Source organism: Sphingopyxis sp. YR583 (genome assembly GCF_900108295.1).
Classification (GTDB): Bacteria; Pseudomonadota; Alphaproteobacteria; order Sphingomonadales; family Sphingomonadaceae; genus Sphingopyxis.
Genome location: NZ_FNWK01000001.1, coordinates 1,415,625 through 1,432,987 on the forward strand (window position 1 = coordinate 1,415,625; position 17,363 = coordinate 1,432,987).

Here is a 17,363-nt window from a genome sequence, read left to right on the forward strand (position 1 = left end):
TTTGACCATGAGGACCTACCGAAACCGGATTTTGACCATTGCCCTGATGACCGCGTCGCCGCTGTCGCTCGTCGTCGCAGCGAGCCCGGCAAGCGCGCAGGAAAAGAGCTACGACATCAAGGCGCAGCCGCTTGCCAATGCGGTTCTGGAATATTCGCGTCAGTCGGGCATATTCGTCTTGGCTCCCATGGACCTCGTTAAAGGCAAAAGGTCGCCGGCTGTTCGGGGAAGCTTCTCGGCCAGTGAAGCGCTGGTCAAGCTACTCGCGGGCAGCGGGTTGCGCGCCGTGCGCGGCGATAATGGCGGAATGGCGCTCGTGCGCTCGAGTGCGCAGGGAAGCGACGACGGCGCTAGTCAGGCGCCGACCCGCCCTCAGGCTCTCGTTACTAAGGCGCCGACGTCATCCGTTCCTGGAGCGGTGATCGATCTTCGAACCGGAGCGGCGCTGAAGGGCGCCTTGGTGGAAATCGCAGAAACCGGAGAAACTACCTCGACCGGTGATCTCGGCGATTTTCGTTTCCCCGGCAAGACGGGAACGTACGAGTTACGGATATCCTATCTTGGATATCCGACCCAATATCAGTCGGTCGAGCTGAAGGACGGGCGCGCTACTTCGAGCATTATCTTGTCTGACGGTAGCTCGACTAGGGAAATCATTGTCTATGGAACGCGCTCGGCGCGTGCCCAAGCTCTGAATCAGGAGCGTACAGCGGACAATGTATCAACAATCGTGTCGTCGGACCAAATGGGGAAATTCTCGGGGACGACTATTGCTGAATCTCTCCGGCGCTCTCCGGGCGTTGCATTCGAACGGGCAGAAGAGACTGGCGATGGCGCCAATATAGTCGTGAGAGGAATGGCCCCCGATTTTAATACTGTCAAACTGAATGGCATAGAATTGCCTGAAGCTACCGGAACGGGGCGCTCCGCGTCCTTGGGCAATATTCTTACGGAGTCTATTAGCCAGGTTACGATCAGCAAGACGCTCTTGCCGAGCCAAGATAGCAGCGGGACGGGTGGCCTTGTCGAGATTGAGACCAAGAGTCCGCTCGATCGCAAGCGCCGCTTCGCGTCATTCGGTATTGAGGGCGGCAAGCGCGGGAAGGGCTTCAGCGACGATCTGCTCGTTTCGGGTACCGTGTCCGCTACATTTGGGGCGGAGGACAATTTTGGGATCAGCGCGTCTGTACAGTATCGTAGTCGAAAAGCGGAAAGCCTCAGGACAGATGCTACATTCGCTTACGGGGAATATCTGCCACTGCAGGTTGACGGTACACCCATACCCTCAATGTCCTTTATCGATCCCCGTACTTCCTTTCCATTTGAGGAAGGAGTTGATGGATTTTATCCGATCGGAACGAATATAAAGCTAAGCCGAACTCAGTCTGAGAATTTTGCGTACAATCTGGCAGCAGCTTGGCAAATATCCGATCATACTAGGTTGAAGTTAGATTTATCTCGATTTGAACAAAATTCCGAAAACTCCAACCAAGCATTTGGTATAAATGTTGAGAGCTATTATATTATACGGCCAGTTGTAGCGCTCGGGGGGGATTTAAGATACGCTCTATCATATCCAGATAATCGAGTTTCTCTCCAGCAAAGCTATGGGTATGAAAAAAATAATTCGACCTCCAGCGTAATGGTTGCGAGTGGTAAAACCAATCTCGGGCGATTCGATCTCGATTACTCAGCAGGTTGGACAAAGGGAAATTCGCGCCGAGGCGGCGCGTCAATGTTAATCTCCGCAGAAGCACTTTTACCGCCTGAACTTCTGTTGCCCAGCGCTGTCGATGACGTAGAGGGCGTCATTTTGACGCCATTTGCGCGACAGCAACAGAGTACTTTTCCGTTCCCTTTGCTAAACGAAGCGGGATTCTCCCTTATCAATGATCCTTCCACATATAGATTTTCTAGTGCTTCTAATAGGCCGGAATTCGGATCGAATAGCCGATGGAATGCGGACTTCAAGGCTCGTTATAGATTTGAAAGCAGTTGGTTGGAATATATTGAGGTAGGTGCGTCCTACAAGCGTTCAAAATTCACCTCGGGAACGCCGGATCAGACAACATACGCTGGTATTCGTGATCCTCTCGATAACTTCCAAAACCCTCGGTTTAATCTATTCAACATTCCATTTTCTCAGAACGCGCTTGGCCGAATTGGCCAAGATACGCAGATTAGCATGATCAGTCGGCGCGACATGATCGCATTCTTAACAACACAGCTGCCTGAGCTGGCGATTGCCTATGATCCTTCCGATCCGGCGATCTCCGATCCTGCGAACCTCGTCTACGCTCGAAATTTCTTGCGAGATGCGCGGTTGGACGACACTTACACTCTTGAGAGGGATTTGGCAGCCTATCTACAGGCAAAAATTCAGATTGGAAAACTTGACCTGATCGGCGGTGTACGCATGACTCGACTGGCCTTGGAGGCGGCCAATCTGAGTATGCCGATTTATATTCGCTCGGACTTTACTTTTGATCCAGATTTTGAGGGTCAATTCGATAAAATAATAGCGGAAAAGGTGACGCAAACTGATATTCTTCCACGAATATTAGCTAACTACCGCTTTGATGATAATAATGTGATACGTCTTGGGTACTATAAATCAGTTGCTAGACCTCAGATTAGCCTTCTCTCTTCGCGGCCGAATATCACTCTTTACATGTTCCCATTCTTTGGCCCTCAAGGCCGGCAACCGTTTTTTGGCGTTTCCAAGGGCAATCCCGATCTTCGCCCTGCTGTGACACACAATTTCGATGTGAGCCTTGAGCGTTACCATGAAAAGATTGGGGTGATAAAGGTTGGGATCTTTTACAAAAGGATCAAGAACTTACTCGAAAGCAACGTGTCTAACAGTCCAGCGGATGTGATTGCGGCAGCGGGCGTTCTGCCAGACTATCCCGCCTTTGCTGCGGTTCTGGCGAATCCGGAGAACTATCATCTCTCGGTCAGCCTGCCCGCGAATAATCCTTCGCCGGCACATATCTGGGGTGTTGAGGCGTCGCTCGAGCGCCGTTTCTGGGCACTCCCTGGCTGGCTCGCCGGATTGGGCGTTTTTGTCAATTATACCTACACTAAGAGTAGCAAGAAGCAGCCCGTGCGGTGGGATTATGCGCCAGTCGTAAGCGCGTCGGGCGCGGTGACGGAATACACTACCGAACAGTTTGTCGTCGAGAATGTGCCATTTGCCGGACAACCTAACCATACCGGAACGGCGGCACTGACCTATAACAAGTATGGTGTCGATTTCACTCTTGCCTACACTTACCAAGCCGCTCGCCGCCAAGGTTCATTTTCATCATACGACCTCAACCTGTTCGAGGACGCTTACGACACTTTAGATGCTAGGCTGTCTTACACTTTCGAGCAGACCTCCGGAAAACCCAAGATTTTTGTCGAAGCCAAGGACCTTTTGCGCTCGTCGGAAGAGGCATCTTCGAACACTTCGATCCGTAGCTTGCAATCAGCATACGCCAGTCAGCCAGCAATCAGTCGCTATTTCGGCGGACGAGAGGTTCGTGTGGGTTTTGATCTGACGTTCTAATCGTAAAGTCTCAAGCGGACAATTAAAAGCCTGATAGTTAAAAGGTAAAAACTAAAATGCGACCTATATTATTTGGAGCATCCCTAATAGCCGTTATCCTTGCTGCATCGGCATCATCATCTAATGCGCTAGAAACCGCGCAATCGAGCAAAGAAGTAACTGAAAAAAAACTTAGGAATGGAATCACATATTTCATCCACGAGGGGGTACGGCCAGCAGGAAAGGTAAGGTTGCAGCTTGTAGTTAATGTTGGTGCTGCAGATGAAGATATCGATGAGGTTCAGTATGCTCATCTAGTTGAGCACATTAGGTTTAGCGAATTCAAATTATCACCGTCTGGTAGGGCATTGGAGAACGCCGGGCTAAAGCCAGGAATAGACGTGAATGCGTCAGCTGGATGGTACACTAGTTATTATTTTGATGTTTCTGCAGATAGACCGGATCTTATTGCAATTGCGCTCGATGCTCTGCGGGAAATGGCTTCTGCAAAGCCGGTAGGCGACCATCAAGTTGAAATCGATAAGAAGGGGGTGTGGGCCGAGTGGGACAACGCTGACCGTGCGCAGCGAAGAAATCAGGACAATTTAAAAGCCATCCTTACTAAGGGAAGTAAATCTCCTAATTTCTTGGGTGATTATTATGCACTCAACGAGCGTTCTTTTTCCCTCGCTAACGGAAAATCGGTTTCAGAGTTCATTTCTCGATGGTACAGGCCTGCGTGTCAGTCAATTATTGTAATAGGTGTCGAAGATTTGGGCGGTATTTCTCGTGAAATTGAGAAACGTTTTTCGGACATTCCTGATCTTGGAAACGAAAAGTGCGCCAAAAATAGGTTCGGCGAGTATCGATTGCCTCTTCCTGCTCCGCGGCAATTTGTCGAATTTCCGAGCGTTTCTGGAAATTATGAGGGCGAAATCGTCTTCCCTTTCGAAGGTCAATTTGAACCTCGTTTGGAAGAAAATAGCAGGTCGTCTGATATAAGAGATATGATTATTTCGAGTATGATCGCAGATCGGATGAAAAGCTTAAGCGTAGATAGAAAAGGTGGGAATAGTATCACATACTTACCTCAATTTCTAACGCCTTCTCAGATATCTGCGTTCAGCGTTATTTCTTCTTCAGATTCTTTTGACGGCATGATGAGCTCGATGAAAGAAAATTTCCTAATTTACCGATCAATTTTGAAATTCGGATTTTCGGAGGATGAGGTCGAAAACGCGAAATCGAAATTACGATATACTTGGACATCTCAATCTATATCTAATGAAGATGTTACGAGAAATATTTCTGATCATTTTGCATTGGGATCTTGGTTGGATGAGCCAAATTCGCTGCATACTAAGCGTCTAAAGCATTTGAACGATATTTCGTCGACTGGCATTAACGCTTACCTAGCGGGCATATCCGAATCTATTTCTCGACCTACGGTCGTAATAGCCAAGCCTCTGAAAGAGGATGGTAACTATATTACTAAAGAACAAATTTTTGCTATGTATGATGGGTGGCTAGATATAGCTGTGCCAAGATCTGCCATCATCCCTGAAAATACGACCAAAATCCTGGCGGATCTCGAGACCGTTGGAAAATTAGCGGCAAGTCCCGCTCAGGCAGGTCGGATTAAAGTCGGAGCGTCTACGTCAATTATAACGAAACCGCACGGACTGCGCATTATATCTGCTCGAGAAAAGTCTATGTTGTTCGGAGATCAGATTGTGATGATCAACGCGGTTATTCCTAGGGGGACAGCTGATCTTGAAGAAAACTGGAATTTGGAGAATCTTAATGAGTCCCTTGGGGACGGGTATTTTGACATTTTATCGGCATCAAGTTTGAAAGATTTGATTAGCGAGCGAAGGATTATGGTATCTATTTCGGTTACCGGTCCGCATTCTTCCGAGATGCATGCCATTATTCCGCATTCGTCGTTGCGTGCCGGCCTAGGACTCGCTCACTTAGTTGGAGCTGGGAAAATGAAGTTTGACGATGGAAGGACGTCAAAAGCTTACGCCGAGATTCTGGGTGGACTGCGAGATGTGGACGTTATTGCGGTTGGGGACTTTGAAACTGAGGAGCTCGCACAGCTCATTTCTGGGCAATTCTCGTCAGTAGAGGGTACGCGACAACGCGTTTCGCATCGCAACGATGCGCCGATCGCAAAGTGCGAGGGGGGGCACGAGTGGGTGATCCAGCGTAAGACCGATTCATCCGTCGTGTATTTCCGCTCGACGATTCCTAGAGCCGCGCCGCGATCGTTGGCTGAGGCCTTTTCGATCGACGTAGTAGCTGGCGTGATTGATCGTCGGCTATTTGGAAGATTGAGAGAAGCTGACGGCTTGGTATATTCTGTTGATACTAGGCCTATTATATCGGATAAGGGGTGCGCTGTTCTCACTTCCAATTTTACAGTTAAAAATGAAAAATTGGCACTAGCTCAACATTCCTTGGTTGATGAATTTAACAAATTTAGGATAGATGGTGTTTCTCAGCAGGAGTTTGATAGGGAAATTAAGAGGATTCGTGAGGCTGGGGGGTATGGATTTGATTCTCCTTCAATATTGGGCCTCTTAAAGAAGAAAATAAAGGAAAGTAGGGATGATATATATATTCCTGATCGCAATGTAGCGATCGAAAATGTAAACTCTTCATCTGTGAGTCGGGTTGTGAAATCACTTGCCGATCCTTCGTTATAGAGGTCGGTGACCTGCTTGTAGATCTAATACGGGGGCAGGCATGAGGGTGCGATGGGAGTGGGTGGGGCTTCAGGCACTTGCCTTGTGTCTCCCAACCCGACCTGAGCCTCTGAGGAGGCGAAAATGATCTGGAGCGTTAGGTGTGGTTAGGTCGGCGAACATTTAGGTTGGTGATGCCTTTGTCGCCCGTCCAGCTCCTGTGATGGGGCGTCCTTTGTGGAGCAATTTTCTCGGTCGATCCTACCACCGCAGCCTATTGATGTGTAACCGGTAATTCCTTCCCGCGATGAACGCATCGGCGCCGGTTTCCGCGAGGAAGCCGGCGCCTAATTTCGTTGTAACTAGTTTCGAACGTAATTTCGATCAGGCCGCGCGGGCGATGTCGCTCGTTTCGAACGTAAGTTCGGCCGCCTTCGTGTCGGTCCATTGTAAGCATCCGGGGAAGGCCGCGGTCGTTATGATTTATGATTTTGCGGTAGAGGCGGTTTTTCGTATGCGTTGCTCGTAGGCGCCTTGTGCAGGGCGTGTGATCCTGCTGGTTCGGCGTCATGACGATGGAACAGGAACGATGTCGCCGCCGCTGGTCGGTTTCGGAGAAGCGCGCGGCAGTGGCGCTGACGATGGAGCCGGGCGCCTCGGTGTCCAGGTCGCGGCCGCGTTCGAGGTTGCTCCTTCGCAGCTTTCGGCCTGGCGCCGGCAGATGTCGGACGGCGAGCTTGACGAAGTCGCAACTCCGGCATTCGCCCGTGTCGAGGTGGTGCCGGAGCCCGCCGAGCCTGTTCATGCGAGCAAGCTCGTTATCGACTTTCCCAGCGGGGTGCGCATGCGCGTCGATAGCATGGTCGATATCAATGCGGTGCTTCAGATCATCGGCGCGTTGAAGCGTAAGCGATAATTCCTCCCCACCTCCGGTGATGTAACTAGCCCAGTCGAGCCCTTCGATCAGCGCCGAGGCCCGTCCCGCGGTCAGGCTCATCACCCCGTCGCCGAAGCGCGGCCAGCGGAACGAGCCTGTCTCGAGCCGCTTCGTCACCAACACCAAGCCCGTTCCATCCCACAGTAACAGCTTGATCCGATCGGCCCTTTTGCGCCGGAGCACGAACATGATCCTGCTGAACGGATCGCGATGTAGCTCATGCTGGACGAGCGATGCAAGCCCGACCATGCCCTTCCGGAAGTCGACGGGTTTCACTGCGATTGAGACCTTCAGCGGTCCCGGCGGGATGATCATGACGCGACCTGCACCGCTAGCAGCACCCGCTCGATATGATCGGCCGTCACCCCGTCGGGCACCCGGATCTTCATGCCCCGCACGTTGATCCGGATCTCCGCGTTCGACCCAGACAGCTTCGGCTCCTCAACCACCCGGCACGAACGCGGGGCCATCCTCCGCTTCCATCCGCTCGCGCGCTTCGCGGCGCCAGGCATAGAGCTGCTGCGGCAGCATATCGTTCCTGCGCGCGATGTCTGCGACATTCGCCCGCGTCGCCATGCTCTCGGCGATAATCCGATCCTTCGCCTCCGGCGTCCACTGCCGCCGCTCGTAACTCGCCGGGATCACCTCCATCACTCGCGGGCGGTCAGCGCCGCTAATTTCGAACGAACTTTCGAATGTCATTACACCATGCATCGCTAATTACGCTCCCGCAACAATCGGCGCGCACCATAGCGATCTCACAAACTTCGAAAATGTGGGGAGGAATTACAGCTTACATTGATGTGCGCTTGGATGTGCGCCGGTCATCGACGATCTGCTCGAGCCTAGCTATTGCAGAATACGACTGACGACCGACGTTTCACCCGTACGTCAGCCAAGGAGGAGAAGAAATGTTTTGTTCATCAAAATAGTATTGATCCGTTGTAATAATTTCCATTATTCACAATAACAAATGTCCAAGTCGTTTGTTTTTTAATTAGTCCACAAATTTTCCCTTTGTCAGAAATTAGGCACAGATATTTTCCTTCGGGCAGCTGCTTTTGGCTAAGATCGGCCTCGTCTATTGGAACGTCGGAAAGATGCCATGCTGTGGAGATAAGTGCGCCGTCGATCGTGATTTTGAGCCTTTTGGAACTGCTTTCCAATGAGGCCATTGGAGGGTTCGTATTCACCCCCTCGCTTGGGGCTGCCGAGTATGCGGCGGATGAGATGCCTAACGTTGCTACTGCGAGGAGGAGCTTATCGCGATAAACTGACATGGTAATCCTTCCGTTCACCCGCCCGGGAATTGGACGGCTACTCTTATTGACGAATGAACGCGTGCAATCCGTAGGGTCAGGACTCATTGATCAGAGCCAGAAGATGACGGTAGCGGCGAGTGCCACGGCGGAGAAGAAGGCCTTCGGGCACCGATCGTAGCGCGTCGCGACGCGTCTCCAGTCCTTCAGGCGGCCGAACATGATCTCGATGCGGTTGCGGCGTTTGTAGCGACGCTTGTCATACTTGACGGTTTTGTTCCGTATTTTCTGACCCGGGATGCAGGGCGTGATCCCCTTTTCCTGCAGGGCGTCGCGGAACCAGTCGGCATCATAGCCCCGGTCGGCGAGCATCCATTGCGCCTTGGGCAGGCTGTCGAGCAAAGCGGCCGCGCCCGTGTAGTCGCTGACCTGTCCGGCGGTCAGGAAGAAGCTGATCGGACGACCATTCGCATCGGTCACGGCATGAAGCTTGGTGTTCATACCGCCTTTCGTCCGGCCGATCAGGCGTCCTGGACCCCCTTTTTTACCCGCAGGCTCGACGCCGTGCGGTGCGCTTTAAGATAGGTCGCGTCGATCATGATCGTCTTGCGATCCGGAGCCTGAGGCGTGGCCAGTCCTTCCATCATGCGGATGAAGATGCCCTTGTCGCTCCACCGTTTCCAGCGATTGTAGAGCGTCTTCGCCGGGCCATAATCCCTCGGCGCATCGCGCCACCTCAGCCCATTGCGGTTGACGAAGATAATGCCGCTCAAAACCCGCCGGTCATCGACACGCTTGCGGCCATGGCTCTTCGGAAAATAGGGCTGAAGACGCGCCATTTGCTCGTCCGTCAGCCAAAATAAATCGCTCAAATTCAGGCTCCTTCCCGGCAGCCTGAATCATAATCAAAACCCCAAATCAATGGGTCCTGACCCTACTTAAAGTCGATAATGATCAGTATTATAGAAAGGAATTTGCTGTAGATATATAAATTAGTTTTCATAATATTCCATAATAAGATGTATTATATTTGCAGCATTTCATTATTACAGATGTTTGTATCTCATTGCGATTAATTTTCTGAATTAGAGTTTCGAAAGTGCTGGTGAAGCCTGCAAATGTGGTTGCGTCTAGGTTGATGTCCCTCTCGATGAAATGTTTTTTGTCATGGTAGAGACTCGCGGTAACCCTTCTGCATCCCGCGATGTCCGCGTGGAACGATCGGACGTTTGTCAGGTAGAAAGGGCACCCTCCGATACCATGACCTCGGCAGTGGCAGTGCCGGCCTAGAAGGCCAAATTTCGGTCCACTAAAACGTGGACTCGTGCGCCCGGCCTAATACTGATTGTCTGGCGTATCTCCAACTCCCGTTCGACGATGCGATCGCCAGCCCTGCCGATTGTCTGACCGGAGCTGTCGCGAATGGCGTCCGCGATGGCATCATTGTCGCCGCCGTTCGCCGCCTCGGTCCCAACACCGAGCAGGGTCGCAATCAGGCCGGCTTTTGTCATCCGCCCCCAATGATTATCGACGCGGTCGGCTACGCCAGCCGCGCCGGTGCCGTCGGTTGCGATCATGTCGTCGAGCGCGATTGATCGGCCGTCGGGATAAATGAGCCGGTTCCACACGATCATCGCGCGGTCCTGTCCAAACCGGACGCGGGCGTCATAAGTGCCGATCAGACGGGCGCCTTGAGGTATAAGCCGGTTTCGTCCCGACACGCTGTCGAACACATCCTCGGTCACCTGCGCGATGACCTGACCGGGAAGATCGGAGGAAAGTCCGGTTACGAGCGCGGCGGCGATCGTCGAGCCGGCAAGCAGGGCATTGGGTCCGGCAGGCGCGGCAATGGCTTTGCTGGTACCGGGCCCGGCGGAGCTTGGCGGGGAAGCTACGGAAAGTGGCGACGGACCTGTCGTGGCCTCTTCTTCGATGGGAGGCGTTGATGTCGCGTTGCCCGAGCCCGTGAACAGCTTGCTTCCCCTTGCGCTTTCCTGAGCCTGGCGCTGCCGTTCCTTCTCCGCATCGGCGGGATCGTGCGCCGGTGCTCGTGGAACGGCGAGTGGCTCTGTGCCGGGTTCTGGCTCGACAGGGCCGGGCGGCAGCATATCCTTTGCTGCGCGTTCGGCAAGATCGCCATAGTCTTTCGGAGCGTCGCTGAGTGCCTCGGCGTCGCGTGGGGCGCTGACCGCGACATTTTCTTGGGTGTCGCGACTGCGGCTTTGGCCGAGGCTCCAAGCCAGCGCGGCGGCGATGGCGAGCGCGCCGGCTCCGCAAAGAATTGCAAGTGCCCTTCGGGAGAGCCGCTTCGGACGCGGCGGCGCGGCCCGCGTGTGGATCGGCGGGCGGTCGTGCGGGTCTTGCTGCTCGTCGGCACGCGACGTCATGACTTCGGCCTTTGAGCGGCCACGCGATCGATACGGACGATCTGCTGCTTCTTCGTTCCGATCCGGAGTTCGGCGCGGGTGAACAGCCGGTCGACGATCATCATGCGGTCGGTGACGCGGTAGTTTACGAGTTCGGCCTTGCCGTCGTCGCCGATCAGGAACAGCGGTGGCAGTTCGCTCTGCGCGGTGGCAGCAGGAAAGAGGATATAGGTCTTGCGGCCATCGTCGAATAACTGGCTCGGCCGCCACGGCGGGCGGTGGCCGCTGATCCGGTAATCGAAGTTCAGCTTCTGCGGATCGATGTCAGTTGCAACCTGCGTTGCGGCGACCTGAGCAGCTTGTTCGGCCTTGGCTTGCAGGGCGATCAGGCCGTCCTGCGGATAGGACCAACGCGCGCTCGCCATGTAGCTGGATTGCGTCGATCTCAGTTCGACATAATAGGTCCGGCGGTTTGTGTTGATGACGAGATTGGTAACCAGGCCGGGATCGGTGGGCTTCACGAGGATATGCGTTCGCCGCGTCGGCCCGCCGCCGCTGGTTGCTTCGCCGATCACCCAGCGAGCCGTATCGCCGGCGGCAACCGCACCGGTGTCGGAAAGCTGTTCGCCTTCCTGCAGCGCGATGTCGGTGACTTTGCCGACGGCGGTGGTGACTTGATAAAGGCCGCCCGACGCATAGAGGAAATTCTGGGTTGCGCCCTGCCATCCGGCGTCGCGCGGCTTGATGCGCGCCTTGTCGGTGGCGTTGTTGATGCTTGTGAGGCTGCTTTCCTGCGCCGTGGTGGCGATCGGGGCGGCGGACGCCAGCAGGGCGAGGGCGAGAGCGATATGTCTCATTCTTCTTCTCCAAGATCTTGGGACCAGTTGATCGCGTGGACGTAGAGGCCGAGTGGATTGCGGCTGAGCGTCTTGGCATCGGCGGGGGTGCGGACGACAAAGGTCAGGATTGCCGACCAGTGCGCGGTATGGGCAAGCTGGCCGCGGACATAGCGGCGCTCGTCCCACGCGATGCGGAAGCTGTCGGATGAGGCGCGCACCACTTGACGGACATCGACCGATATCTGCGTATCGTCGAGATCGGCGAACGGGTCTTTCCCCCGGGCATAGTCGTTGAGCACCGCGGTGCCGCGCTCGGTCGTAAAATCATAGGCGCTGGCGAGATTGTCGCGGAGCACGATCGGATCGGCGGGCCGAGCCCGGACATTCTCGATGAACCGCGCCAGATGCCACGCGATCTGCGGATCAGTCGGGCGATATTGGGCCTCGGCCCGCGTGACAGCGCGCGCGGCGCCGAGCCGGTCGACCTCGACCACATAGGGGACAATCTTGGCACCATAACGCAGGCGAAGATTGTCGGCGACGGCGAGCGACAGGATGAGTGTCGCGCCGAACGCCATCAACCGCCAGCTATGCGCCTGCGCGCGCGCCGAGCCGATGCGGTCGTCCCACGCTTGGCCCGCGCGCTGATACGGTGTTTCGGGAACAGGCTCGCGGCCGTAGCGCGACGAGGGACGGCGGAACGGGTTCATGAACGATCCTCCAGACTGATATGGGCGCTACCGCCGCCATGGTCGGCGGCGCGAAGGCTGTGAGCGGCAAGCGTGGCGCCCTGCGTCATCATCTGCTGACGGCGCAGCCGCGTCGCCCAGGCTGGCGCGCCTTCGGGCGCCGGCATGTTCGCGCTCGCCGGCGCGATGTCGGTGGGTGCCGTCGGCGTCAGCGGTTCGGGGGCGCCTTCTGAGGCTTCGGCTCTGTTGTTTGATGCGGACTCGGCGGACGAAGTCTGTCCCGATGCCGGTTGCGCGGAAGCGGATGATGCGGGGGCCGGGGCGGCGGGCGCATTCGCGCTGCCGCCCCCGGACCCCGACGCGCCGCTCGGGAGAGGGGCCGCAGGCGCGCCGCCCGTCGTCGCCGGGGGAGCCGATGGCGACGACGGGGATCCACCCCTGACATGGGGAGAGGGAGTGGACCGGGAAGGAGTGGAGCCGGACGCCCGCTTGGCGCCGCTGCTCGCGAGGCTCGCGGCGCCCGCAGCCCCGGCGCCGACGACCGCGCCGACGCCGGTGGCGACGAGCCCGGTTCCGACCGCGGCGCCCGCGCCAAGCTGCGGACCGCCCGAGATCAGACCGGCGGCGATGCCGGGACCGAAGATCGAGAGACCGAGGAGGGTGAGACTGGCGAGCGCGAGGCTGCCGACCTGTTCGAGCGTGGGCGGAACGCCGCCGAACTCCTGAACGAACTCGTCAAAGATCGTCGAGCCGATCCCGATGATGATTGCGAGGACGAGAACCTTCACGCCGGTCGCCATCACATTGCCGAGGACGCGCTCGGCGAGGAAGGCGGTGCGGCCGAACAGCCCGAAGGGCACGAGCACGAACCCCGCAAGCGTGACGAGCTTGAACTCGATCAGCGTCACGAAAATCTGGATCGCGATGATGAAGAAGGCGAGGAGCACGATCGCCCAGGCGAGGAGAAGGACTGCGATCTCGGCGAAGTTGGTGAAGAGGCCGACCGGTCCCGCAAGCTCCGAGGCCTGATCGAGCAGCGGGCGCCCGGCGTCGAGCCCGACCTGCGCGATTCTGCCGGGATGGAGCAGATCGTCGGGGCTGCCCGCGCCGGTGGCTCTCAGGCCGAGCCCCGAGAAGCTCAGGTAGATAATCTGCGCGAGCGCATTCCAGTTGGTAAGGAGGAAGGCGAAGAAGCCGACCTGCAGGGTCTTCTTAACGAGGCGCGCGAGCACATCATCGCCTTCGCCCCATGTCCAGAACAGGAAGGCGAGCGTTACGTCGATGACGATGAGCGAGGTGGCGAGGAACCCGACGTCGCCGGCGATCAGCCCGAAGCCGCTGTCGATATAGCGCGCGAAGATGTCGAGAAAGCGGTCGATGACGCCGGGGCTCTGCATGGCTCAGCGCTCCGCTGCGGTGTGAGGCTGATCGGGTGCGGCGCGGCGCGATCCGAGGAAGCGCTTGCGATGCGCGTCCCATACCGCCTGGCAGACGCCATCCTCGTCGGAGGTCGCGGTGCGGCAGTGCGCGAGATCGGCGGCGAGCGGATCGCGGCGCGGTTTTGCCGGTGGGGTCTGTTCGGTCACAGCATAGTGCGTCGGCGGCACCGGATCGCGCAATGCGATCAGTCCGCCGGTCACGAGCAGGGCTGCCGCGATAGCGATCGCGAGCGCGCCGGTTCCGGAGGGGATGCGACTTTGCTTCGGGCGGCGGTCGCCGGCGACGGCCTTTGGGGCCGCCGCTTTTCTATCGAGCGCGTCAGTCACGGAAGATCGACACATTGGGGGCGACATAGGGCGTCCGCTCACCCCGGAAGCGCCGGCTGCGTTCGCGGGCGGTCGCTTCGTCGGCGGCGGCGCGGGCTGCGGCGATTGCGTCGGCGCGGCCCTGCGCCGCGACCAGCGCAGTGAGGTCAGCAATCTGGCGCGTCTGGAGCGCGACGAGCTGATTGCCTGCCTGTGCTGCCTGCAAGGCGCCGACCGCATCCTGGCTCGCGCCGACGAGCGTGTCGATCTGCGCGCGGGTGTCGCCAAGGTTGGTGACGATCGTCGCCTGCGTCTTCAGCGCGTCCTGAAATCCCGCGACCGCGTCCTGCCAGCGGGTCTCGGCGTTCGCGACGAGGCGACCGTTGGTCGTGCCCGCGAGCGAGCCTTGCGGGTAGCGCTGGTCGAACACGCGGTCGATGTCGCGCACTTCATAGGCGATCTGCCGCGCCTCGCCGATGAGCTGGCGGGTGCGATCCATCGACTGCTGGATCTCGCGAAGGCTGCTGGTCGGAAGCGAGGTGAGGTTGCGCGCATCGTTTATCAGGCTCGCGGCCTCATTCTGGAGCGAGCTGATCTGGTTGTTGATCTGGGTGAGCGCGCGCGCTGCCTGAAGCAGGTTCTGCGAATAGTTGGTCGGGTCGTGAACGGTGAGCTGCGCCTGCACGGGCTGCGCCGCGAGGAGCGCGAGCGCGGCGGCGCCGACGAGGAATCGGCGTATAGAGGGGGCAGGCGTCATTGCTCTTCTCCTTCGTTAAAGAGGTCGGGTTCGGTGATGGGGGCGGGCTCGCTCGGTGTGGTCGCGGCCAATTCGTGGGCGACGATGTCGGCCGCCCACGCGAGGCCGCGATGGCGGAGCCAGGCTTCGGCGAATTTCTCCGCGCTATGCGTTTCGATCAGCGTGCCGATCGCGTTCATGTCGCTGCGCGACGAGGCCGCGGTGAAGGCGAGCGCGAATGGGCCGAGCCCGAGGTCGAACAGGCGGTTGCCGAGCGCGGACTGGCAATAATAGTCGCGCTTGGGTGTCGCGCCGGCGATGATCTCGATCTGACGGTCGTTCAGCCCGAAGCGCCGGTAGATGCCGCCGATCTGCGGTTCGAGCGCGCGCTCGTTGGCAAGGAACAGCCGCGTCGGGCAGCTTTCGATGATCGCGGGCGCGATCGCGCTGCCCTCGATGTCGGCGAGGCTCTGCGTCGCGAACACCACGCTCGCATTCTTCTTGCGGAGCGTCTTCAGCCATTCCTTGAGCTGGCGGCCGAACATCTCGTCATCGAGCGCGAGCCAGCCCTCGTCGATCAGGATCAGCGTCGGGCGTCCGTCGAGGCGGCGTCCGATGCGGTGGAAGAGATAGGCGAGCACCGCCGGCGCGGGCGGGGTGCCAACGAGGCCTTCGGTCTCGAACGCCTGTACATCGCTGCTGCCGAAGGCTTCGCTGTCGGCGTCGAGCAGGCGGCCATAGGGTCCGGCGATCGTATAGGGGAGCAGCGCCTGCTTCAGCGCCGCGCTCTGGACGAGCACCGCAAGCCCGGTGAGCGTGCGCTGATCCTTCGGCGCGCAGGCGAGGCTGCCGAGCGCGCTCCAGAGATGATCCTTGATCTCCGGCGTGATCGACTGGCCTTCGCGTGCGAGGATTGCCGCGATCCAGTCGGCTGCCCAGGCGCGTTCGTCGGGCTTGTCGATTGCCGCGAGCGGCTGGAGGGTTGTCTGGGTGGCCGCACGGCCTTCGGTCGGCGCGATCGTCCCGCCAAGATCATGCCACTCGCCGCCCATGCCGAGCGTCGCGGCGCGGATCGAGCTGCCATGATCGAAGGCGAAAATCTGCGCGTTCGGGTAGCGGCGGAACTGGAGCGCGATGAAGGCGAGCAGCACCGACTTGCCCGCCCCGGTCGGGCCGACGACGAGGCTGTGCCCGACATCGCCGACATGGAGCGAAAAGCGGAACGGGGTCGCGCCCTGCGTCCGCGCATGAAACAGCGCGGGGCCGTTCATGTGGTCGTCGCGCTCCTGTCCGGCCCAGACCGCCGACACCGGCATGATGTGGGCGAGGTTAATCGTCGAGACCGGCGGCTGGCGGACATTGGCATAGGCATTGCCGGGATGCGAGCCGAGCCAGGCTTCGAGCGCGTTTAGCGTCTCGGGGACGCAGGCGAAGTCGCGGCCGCGCACGATCTTCTCGATGGATTGGATCTTCGCATCGGCGTCGCGCGCAGTGTCGCCGAAGATGGTGATCGTCGTCGTGACATAGCAATAGCCGGCGACATCGGCGCCGAGATCCTGAAGCGCCGCATCGGCTTCGGCCGACTTGTTCGTCGCGTCGCTGTCGACGAGTATGCTCGCCTCGTTGGTTAGTACCTCCTTGAGGATCGCGCCGAGGCTCTTGCGCTTCGAGAACCAGAGACGCCTGATCTTGGTCAGCGTCTTCTGCGCCGCGATCTTGTCCATCAGGATCGCGCGTGTCGTCCAGCGATAGCCGAACCCCAGCCGGTTGAGCTCGTCGAGCATGCCGGGGATAGTCGACGCCGGAAAACCGGTGATGGTGAGGCAGCGAAGGTGCTGCTGCCCGAGCTGCGGTGCCAGCCCGCCGACGAGAAGTTCGTCGGCGAGCAGCGCGTCGAGATGCATCGGCGTCTCGGGCAGCGCGATCCGTTGGCCCTTGGTCGATATGGTCGAGTGGAGGTAGGTGAGCGTCTCTTCGGGGCCGAGCCAGCGGCACTCGGGCATCACGCCTTCGATCATGTCGAACAGCCGCGCGGTCTCGCGCGTGAAATCCTGCACATGGTCGGCGGCGTTCGCCTGTGTCTTCTCTCCGCCCTCGAACAGGAGCGAAGCGGCTCGGGCGCTGTCGTCCGCCGGCGGCAGCCATTGCAGCGTCAGATAATAGGCGCTCGTGAAATTGGGTTGATGGGCTTCGATCGTACGGCGGTCGGCGCCATAGGTCGCGACGACGGCCCAGTCTTCGAACTGTGCCCGCCGTTCCTCGTCGACGAGCCCCGAGACCGGATCGGGGAAACCCTCGGAGGCAGGATAGTCGGGTGAGGCTTTACGCTGCGCTTCGACATGGATCGCCCAGCCGCTTCCGAGCCGTTTCAGCGCTGCGTTGAGCCGCGCCGAGGTTGCGATCAGTTCGCTCTGCGTCGCGGAATCGAGATCGGGGCCGCGGAATCCCAGCGTGCGCTGGAAGCTGCCGTCCTTGTTGAGGATGATGCCGGGCGCGATCATCGCGGCCCAGGGCAGGAAATCCGATAGGCGCGTGCGCGCCCTGGCATGCTCGCGAAGGAACATCATGAG

General features: G+C 58.2%; 13 protein-coding genes and 2 pseudogenes. 3 read left to right on the top strand and 12 right to left on the bottom strand.

What is annotated here, in order from left to right:
* Positions 1-31 precede the first annotated feature (31 nt).
* From BLW56_RS06525 to BLW56_RS21050, 3 genes and pseudogenes are all read left to right on the top strand, one after another.
* Positions 32-3,553 (top strand): TonB-dependent receptor, encoded by a 3,522-nt coding sequence (locus tag BLW56_RS06525; RefSeq protein ID WP_177175858.1) that lies wholly within the window; start codon positions 32-34, stop codon positions 3,551-3,553.
* Positions 3,554-3,609: 56 nt separating this feature from the next.
* Positions 3,610-4,146, top strand: a pseudogene (locus BLW56_RS21045) (insulinase family protein); the annotation flags it as partial.
* Between the two features lie 1,452 nt (positions 4,147-5,598).
* A pseudogene (locus BLW56_RS21050) lies at positions 5,599-6,243 on the top strand (insulinase family protein); the annotation flags it as partial.
* 253 nt (positions 6,244-6,496) lie between these two features.
* Here BLW56_RS21050 and tnpB read toward each other — a convergent pair.
* From tnpB to trbE, 12 genes are all read right to left on the bottom strand, one after another.
* Positions 6,497-7,474, bottom strand: a complete 978-nt coding sequence (gene tnpB / locus BLW56_RS20730) for an IS66 family insertion sequence element accessory protein TnpB (RefSeq protein WP_218140495.1) — start codon at positions 7,472-7,474, stop codon at positions 6,497-6,499.
* Complete coding sequence (locus tag BLW56_RS20605; protein WP_177175859.1) at positions 7,471-7,629, bottom strand: hypothetical protein; 159 nt, start codon at positions 7,627-7,629, stop codon at positions 7,471-7,473. Before BLW56_RS20605 ends, tnpB begins: the two co-directional genes overlap by 4 nt.
* Positions 7,601-7,861 carry a transposase gene (locus tag BLW56_RS06550; RefSeq protein WP_177175860.1) on the bottom strand — a complete coding sequence of 87 codons (261 nt, stop codon included), beginning with the start codon at positions 7,859-7,861 and terminating at the stop codon, positions 7,601-7,603. Before BLW56_RS06550 ends, BLW56_RS20605 begins: the two co-directional genes overlap by 29 nt.
* A 221-nt stretch (positions 7,862-8,082) precedes the next feature.
* The gene (locus tag BLW56_RS20360; RefSeq protein WP_143043399.1) at positions 8,083-8,439 is read right to left on the bottom strand and encodes a hypothetical protein; all 357 of its coding nucleotides are present in this window, start codon (positions 8,437-8,439) and stop codon (positions 8,083-8,085) included.
* A 90-nt stretch (positions 8,440-8,529) separates the two neighbouring features.
* A protein-coding gene (locus tag BLW56_RS06555; RefSeq protein ID WP_093509780.1) for an IS5 family transposase occupies positions 8,530-9,290 on the bottom strand; the annotation gives its coding sequence in 2 pieces (ribosomal slippage) (positions 8,530-8,966 and positions 8,966-9,290; 762 coding nt in all).
* A 414-nt stretch (positions 9,291-9,704) separates the two neighbouring features.
* Positions 9,705-10,805 (bottom strand): TrbI/VirB10 family protein, encoded by a 1,101-nt coding sequence (locus tag BLW56_RS06560; protein WP_093509781.1) that lies wholly within the window; start codon positions 10,803-10,805, stop codon positions 9,705-9,707.
* Positions 10,802-11,641, bottom strand: a complete 840-nt coding sequence (gene trbG / locus BLW56_RS06565) for a P-type conjugative transfer protein TrbG (protein ID WP_093509782.1) — start codon at positions 11,639-11,641, stop codon at positions 10,802-10,804. The genes BLW56_RS06560 and trbG overlap by 4 nt, the downstream gene beginning before the upstream one ends.
* Complete coding sequence (gene trbF, locus BLW56_RS06570) at positions 11,638-12,333, bottom strand: conjugal transfer protein TrbF (protein ID WP_093509783.1); 696 nt, start codon at positions 12,331-12,333, stop codon at positions 11,638-11,640. The genes trbG and trbF overlap by 4 nt, the downstream gene beginning before the upstream one ends.
* Complete coding sequence (gene trbL / locus BLW56_RS06575) at positions 12,330-13,709, bottom strand: P-type conjugative transfer protein TrbL (RefSeq protein WP_093509784.1); 1,380 nt, start codon at positions 13,707-13,709, stop codon at positions 12,330-12,332. The genes trbF and trbL overlap by 4 nt, the downstream gene beginning before the upstream one ends.
* Positions 13,710-13,712: 3 nt before the next feature.
* A complete protein-coding gene (gene trbK-alt / locus BLW56_RS06580; protein WP_177175861.1) occupies positions 13,713-14,078 on the bottom strand; it encodes a putative entry exclusion protein TrbK-alt in 366 nt (121 codons plus the stop codon).
* Positions 14,071-14,814, bottom strand: a complete 744-nt coding sequence (gene trbJ, locus BLW56_RS06585) for a P-type conjugative transfer protein TrbJ (protein ID WP_093509786.1) — start codon at positions 14,812-14,814, stop codon at positions 14,071-14,073. Before trbJ ends, trbK-alt begins: the two co-directional genes overlap by 8 nt.
* A complete protein-coding gene (trbE, locus tag BLW56_RS06590) occupies positions 14,811-17,360 on the bottom strand; it encodes a conjugal transfer protein TrbE (protein ID WP_093509787.1) in 2,550 nt (849 codons plus the stop codon). The genes trbJ and trbE overlap by 4 nt, the downstream gene beginning before the upstream one ends.
* Between the last annotated feature and the right edge of the window lie 3 nt (positions 17,361-17,363).

Bases quoted from the DNA above. Each gene is read 5' to 3' on its own strand.
- tnpB (WP_218140495.1), bottom strand. From the start codon at position 7,474: ATGATCATCCCGCCGGGACCGCTGAAGGTCTCAATCGCAGTGAAACCC.
- BLW56_RS20605 (WP_177175859.1), bottom strand. From the start codon at position 7,629: ATGGCCCCGCGTTCGTGCCGGGTGGTTGAGGAGCCGAAGCTGTCTGGG.
- BLW56_RS06550 (WP_177175860.1), bottom strand. From the start codon at position 7,861: ATGACATTCGAAAGTTCGTTCGAAATTAGCGGCGCTGACCGCCCGCGA.
- BLW56_RS20360 (WP_143043399.1), bottom strand. From the start codon at position 8,439: ATGTCAGTTTATCGCGATAAGCTCCTCCTCGCAGTAGCAACGTTAGGC.
- BLW56_RS06560 (WP_093509781.1), bottom strand. From the start codon at position 10,805: ATGACGTCGCGTGCCGACGAGCAGCAAGACCCGCACGACCGCCCGCCG.
- trbG (WP_093509782.1), bottom strand. From the start codon at position 11,641: ATGAGACATATCGCTCTCGCCCTCGCCCTGCTGGCGTCCGCCGCCCCG.
- trbF (WP_093509783.1), bottom strand. From the start codon at position 12,333: ATGAACCCGTTCCGCCGTCCCTCGTCGCGCTACGGCCGCGAGCCTGTT.
- trbL (WP_093509784.1), bottom strand. From the start codon at position 13,709: ATGCAGAGCCCCGGCGTCATCGACCGCTTTCTCGACATCTTCGCGCGC.
- trbJ (WP_093509786.1), bottom strand. From the start codon at position 14,814: ATGACGCCTGCCCCCTCTATACGCCGATTCCTCGTCGGCGCCGCCGCG.
- trbE (WP_093509787.1), bottom strand. From the start codon at position 17,360: ATGATGTTCCTTCGCGAGCATGCCAGGGCGCGCACGCGCCTATCGGAT.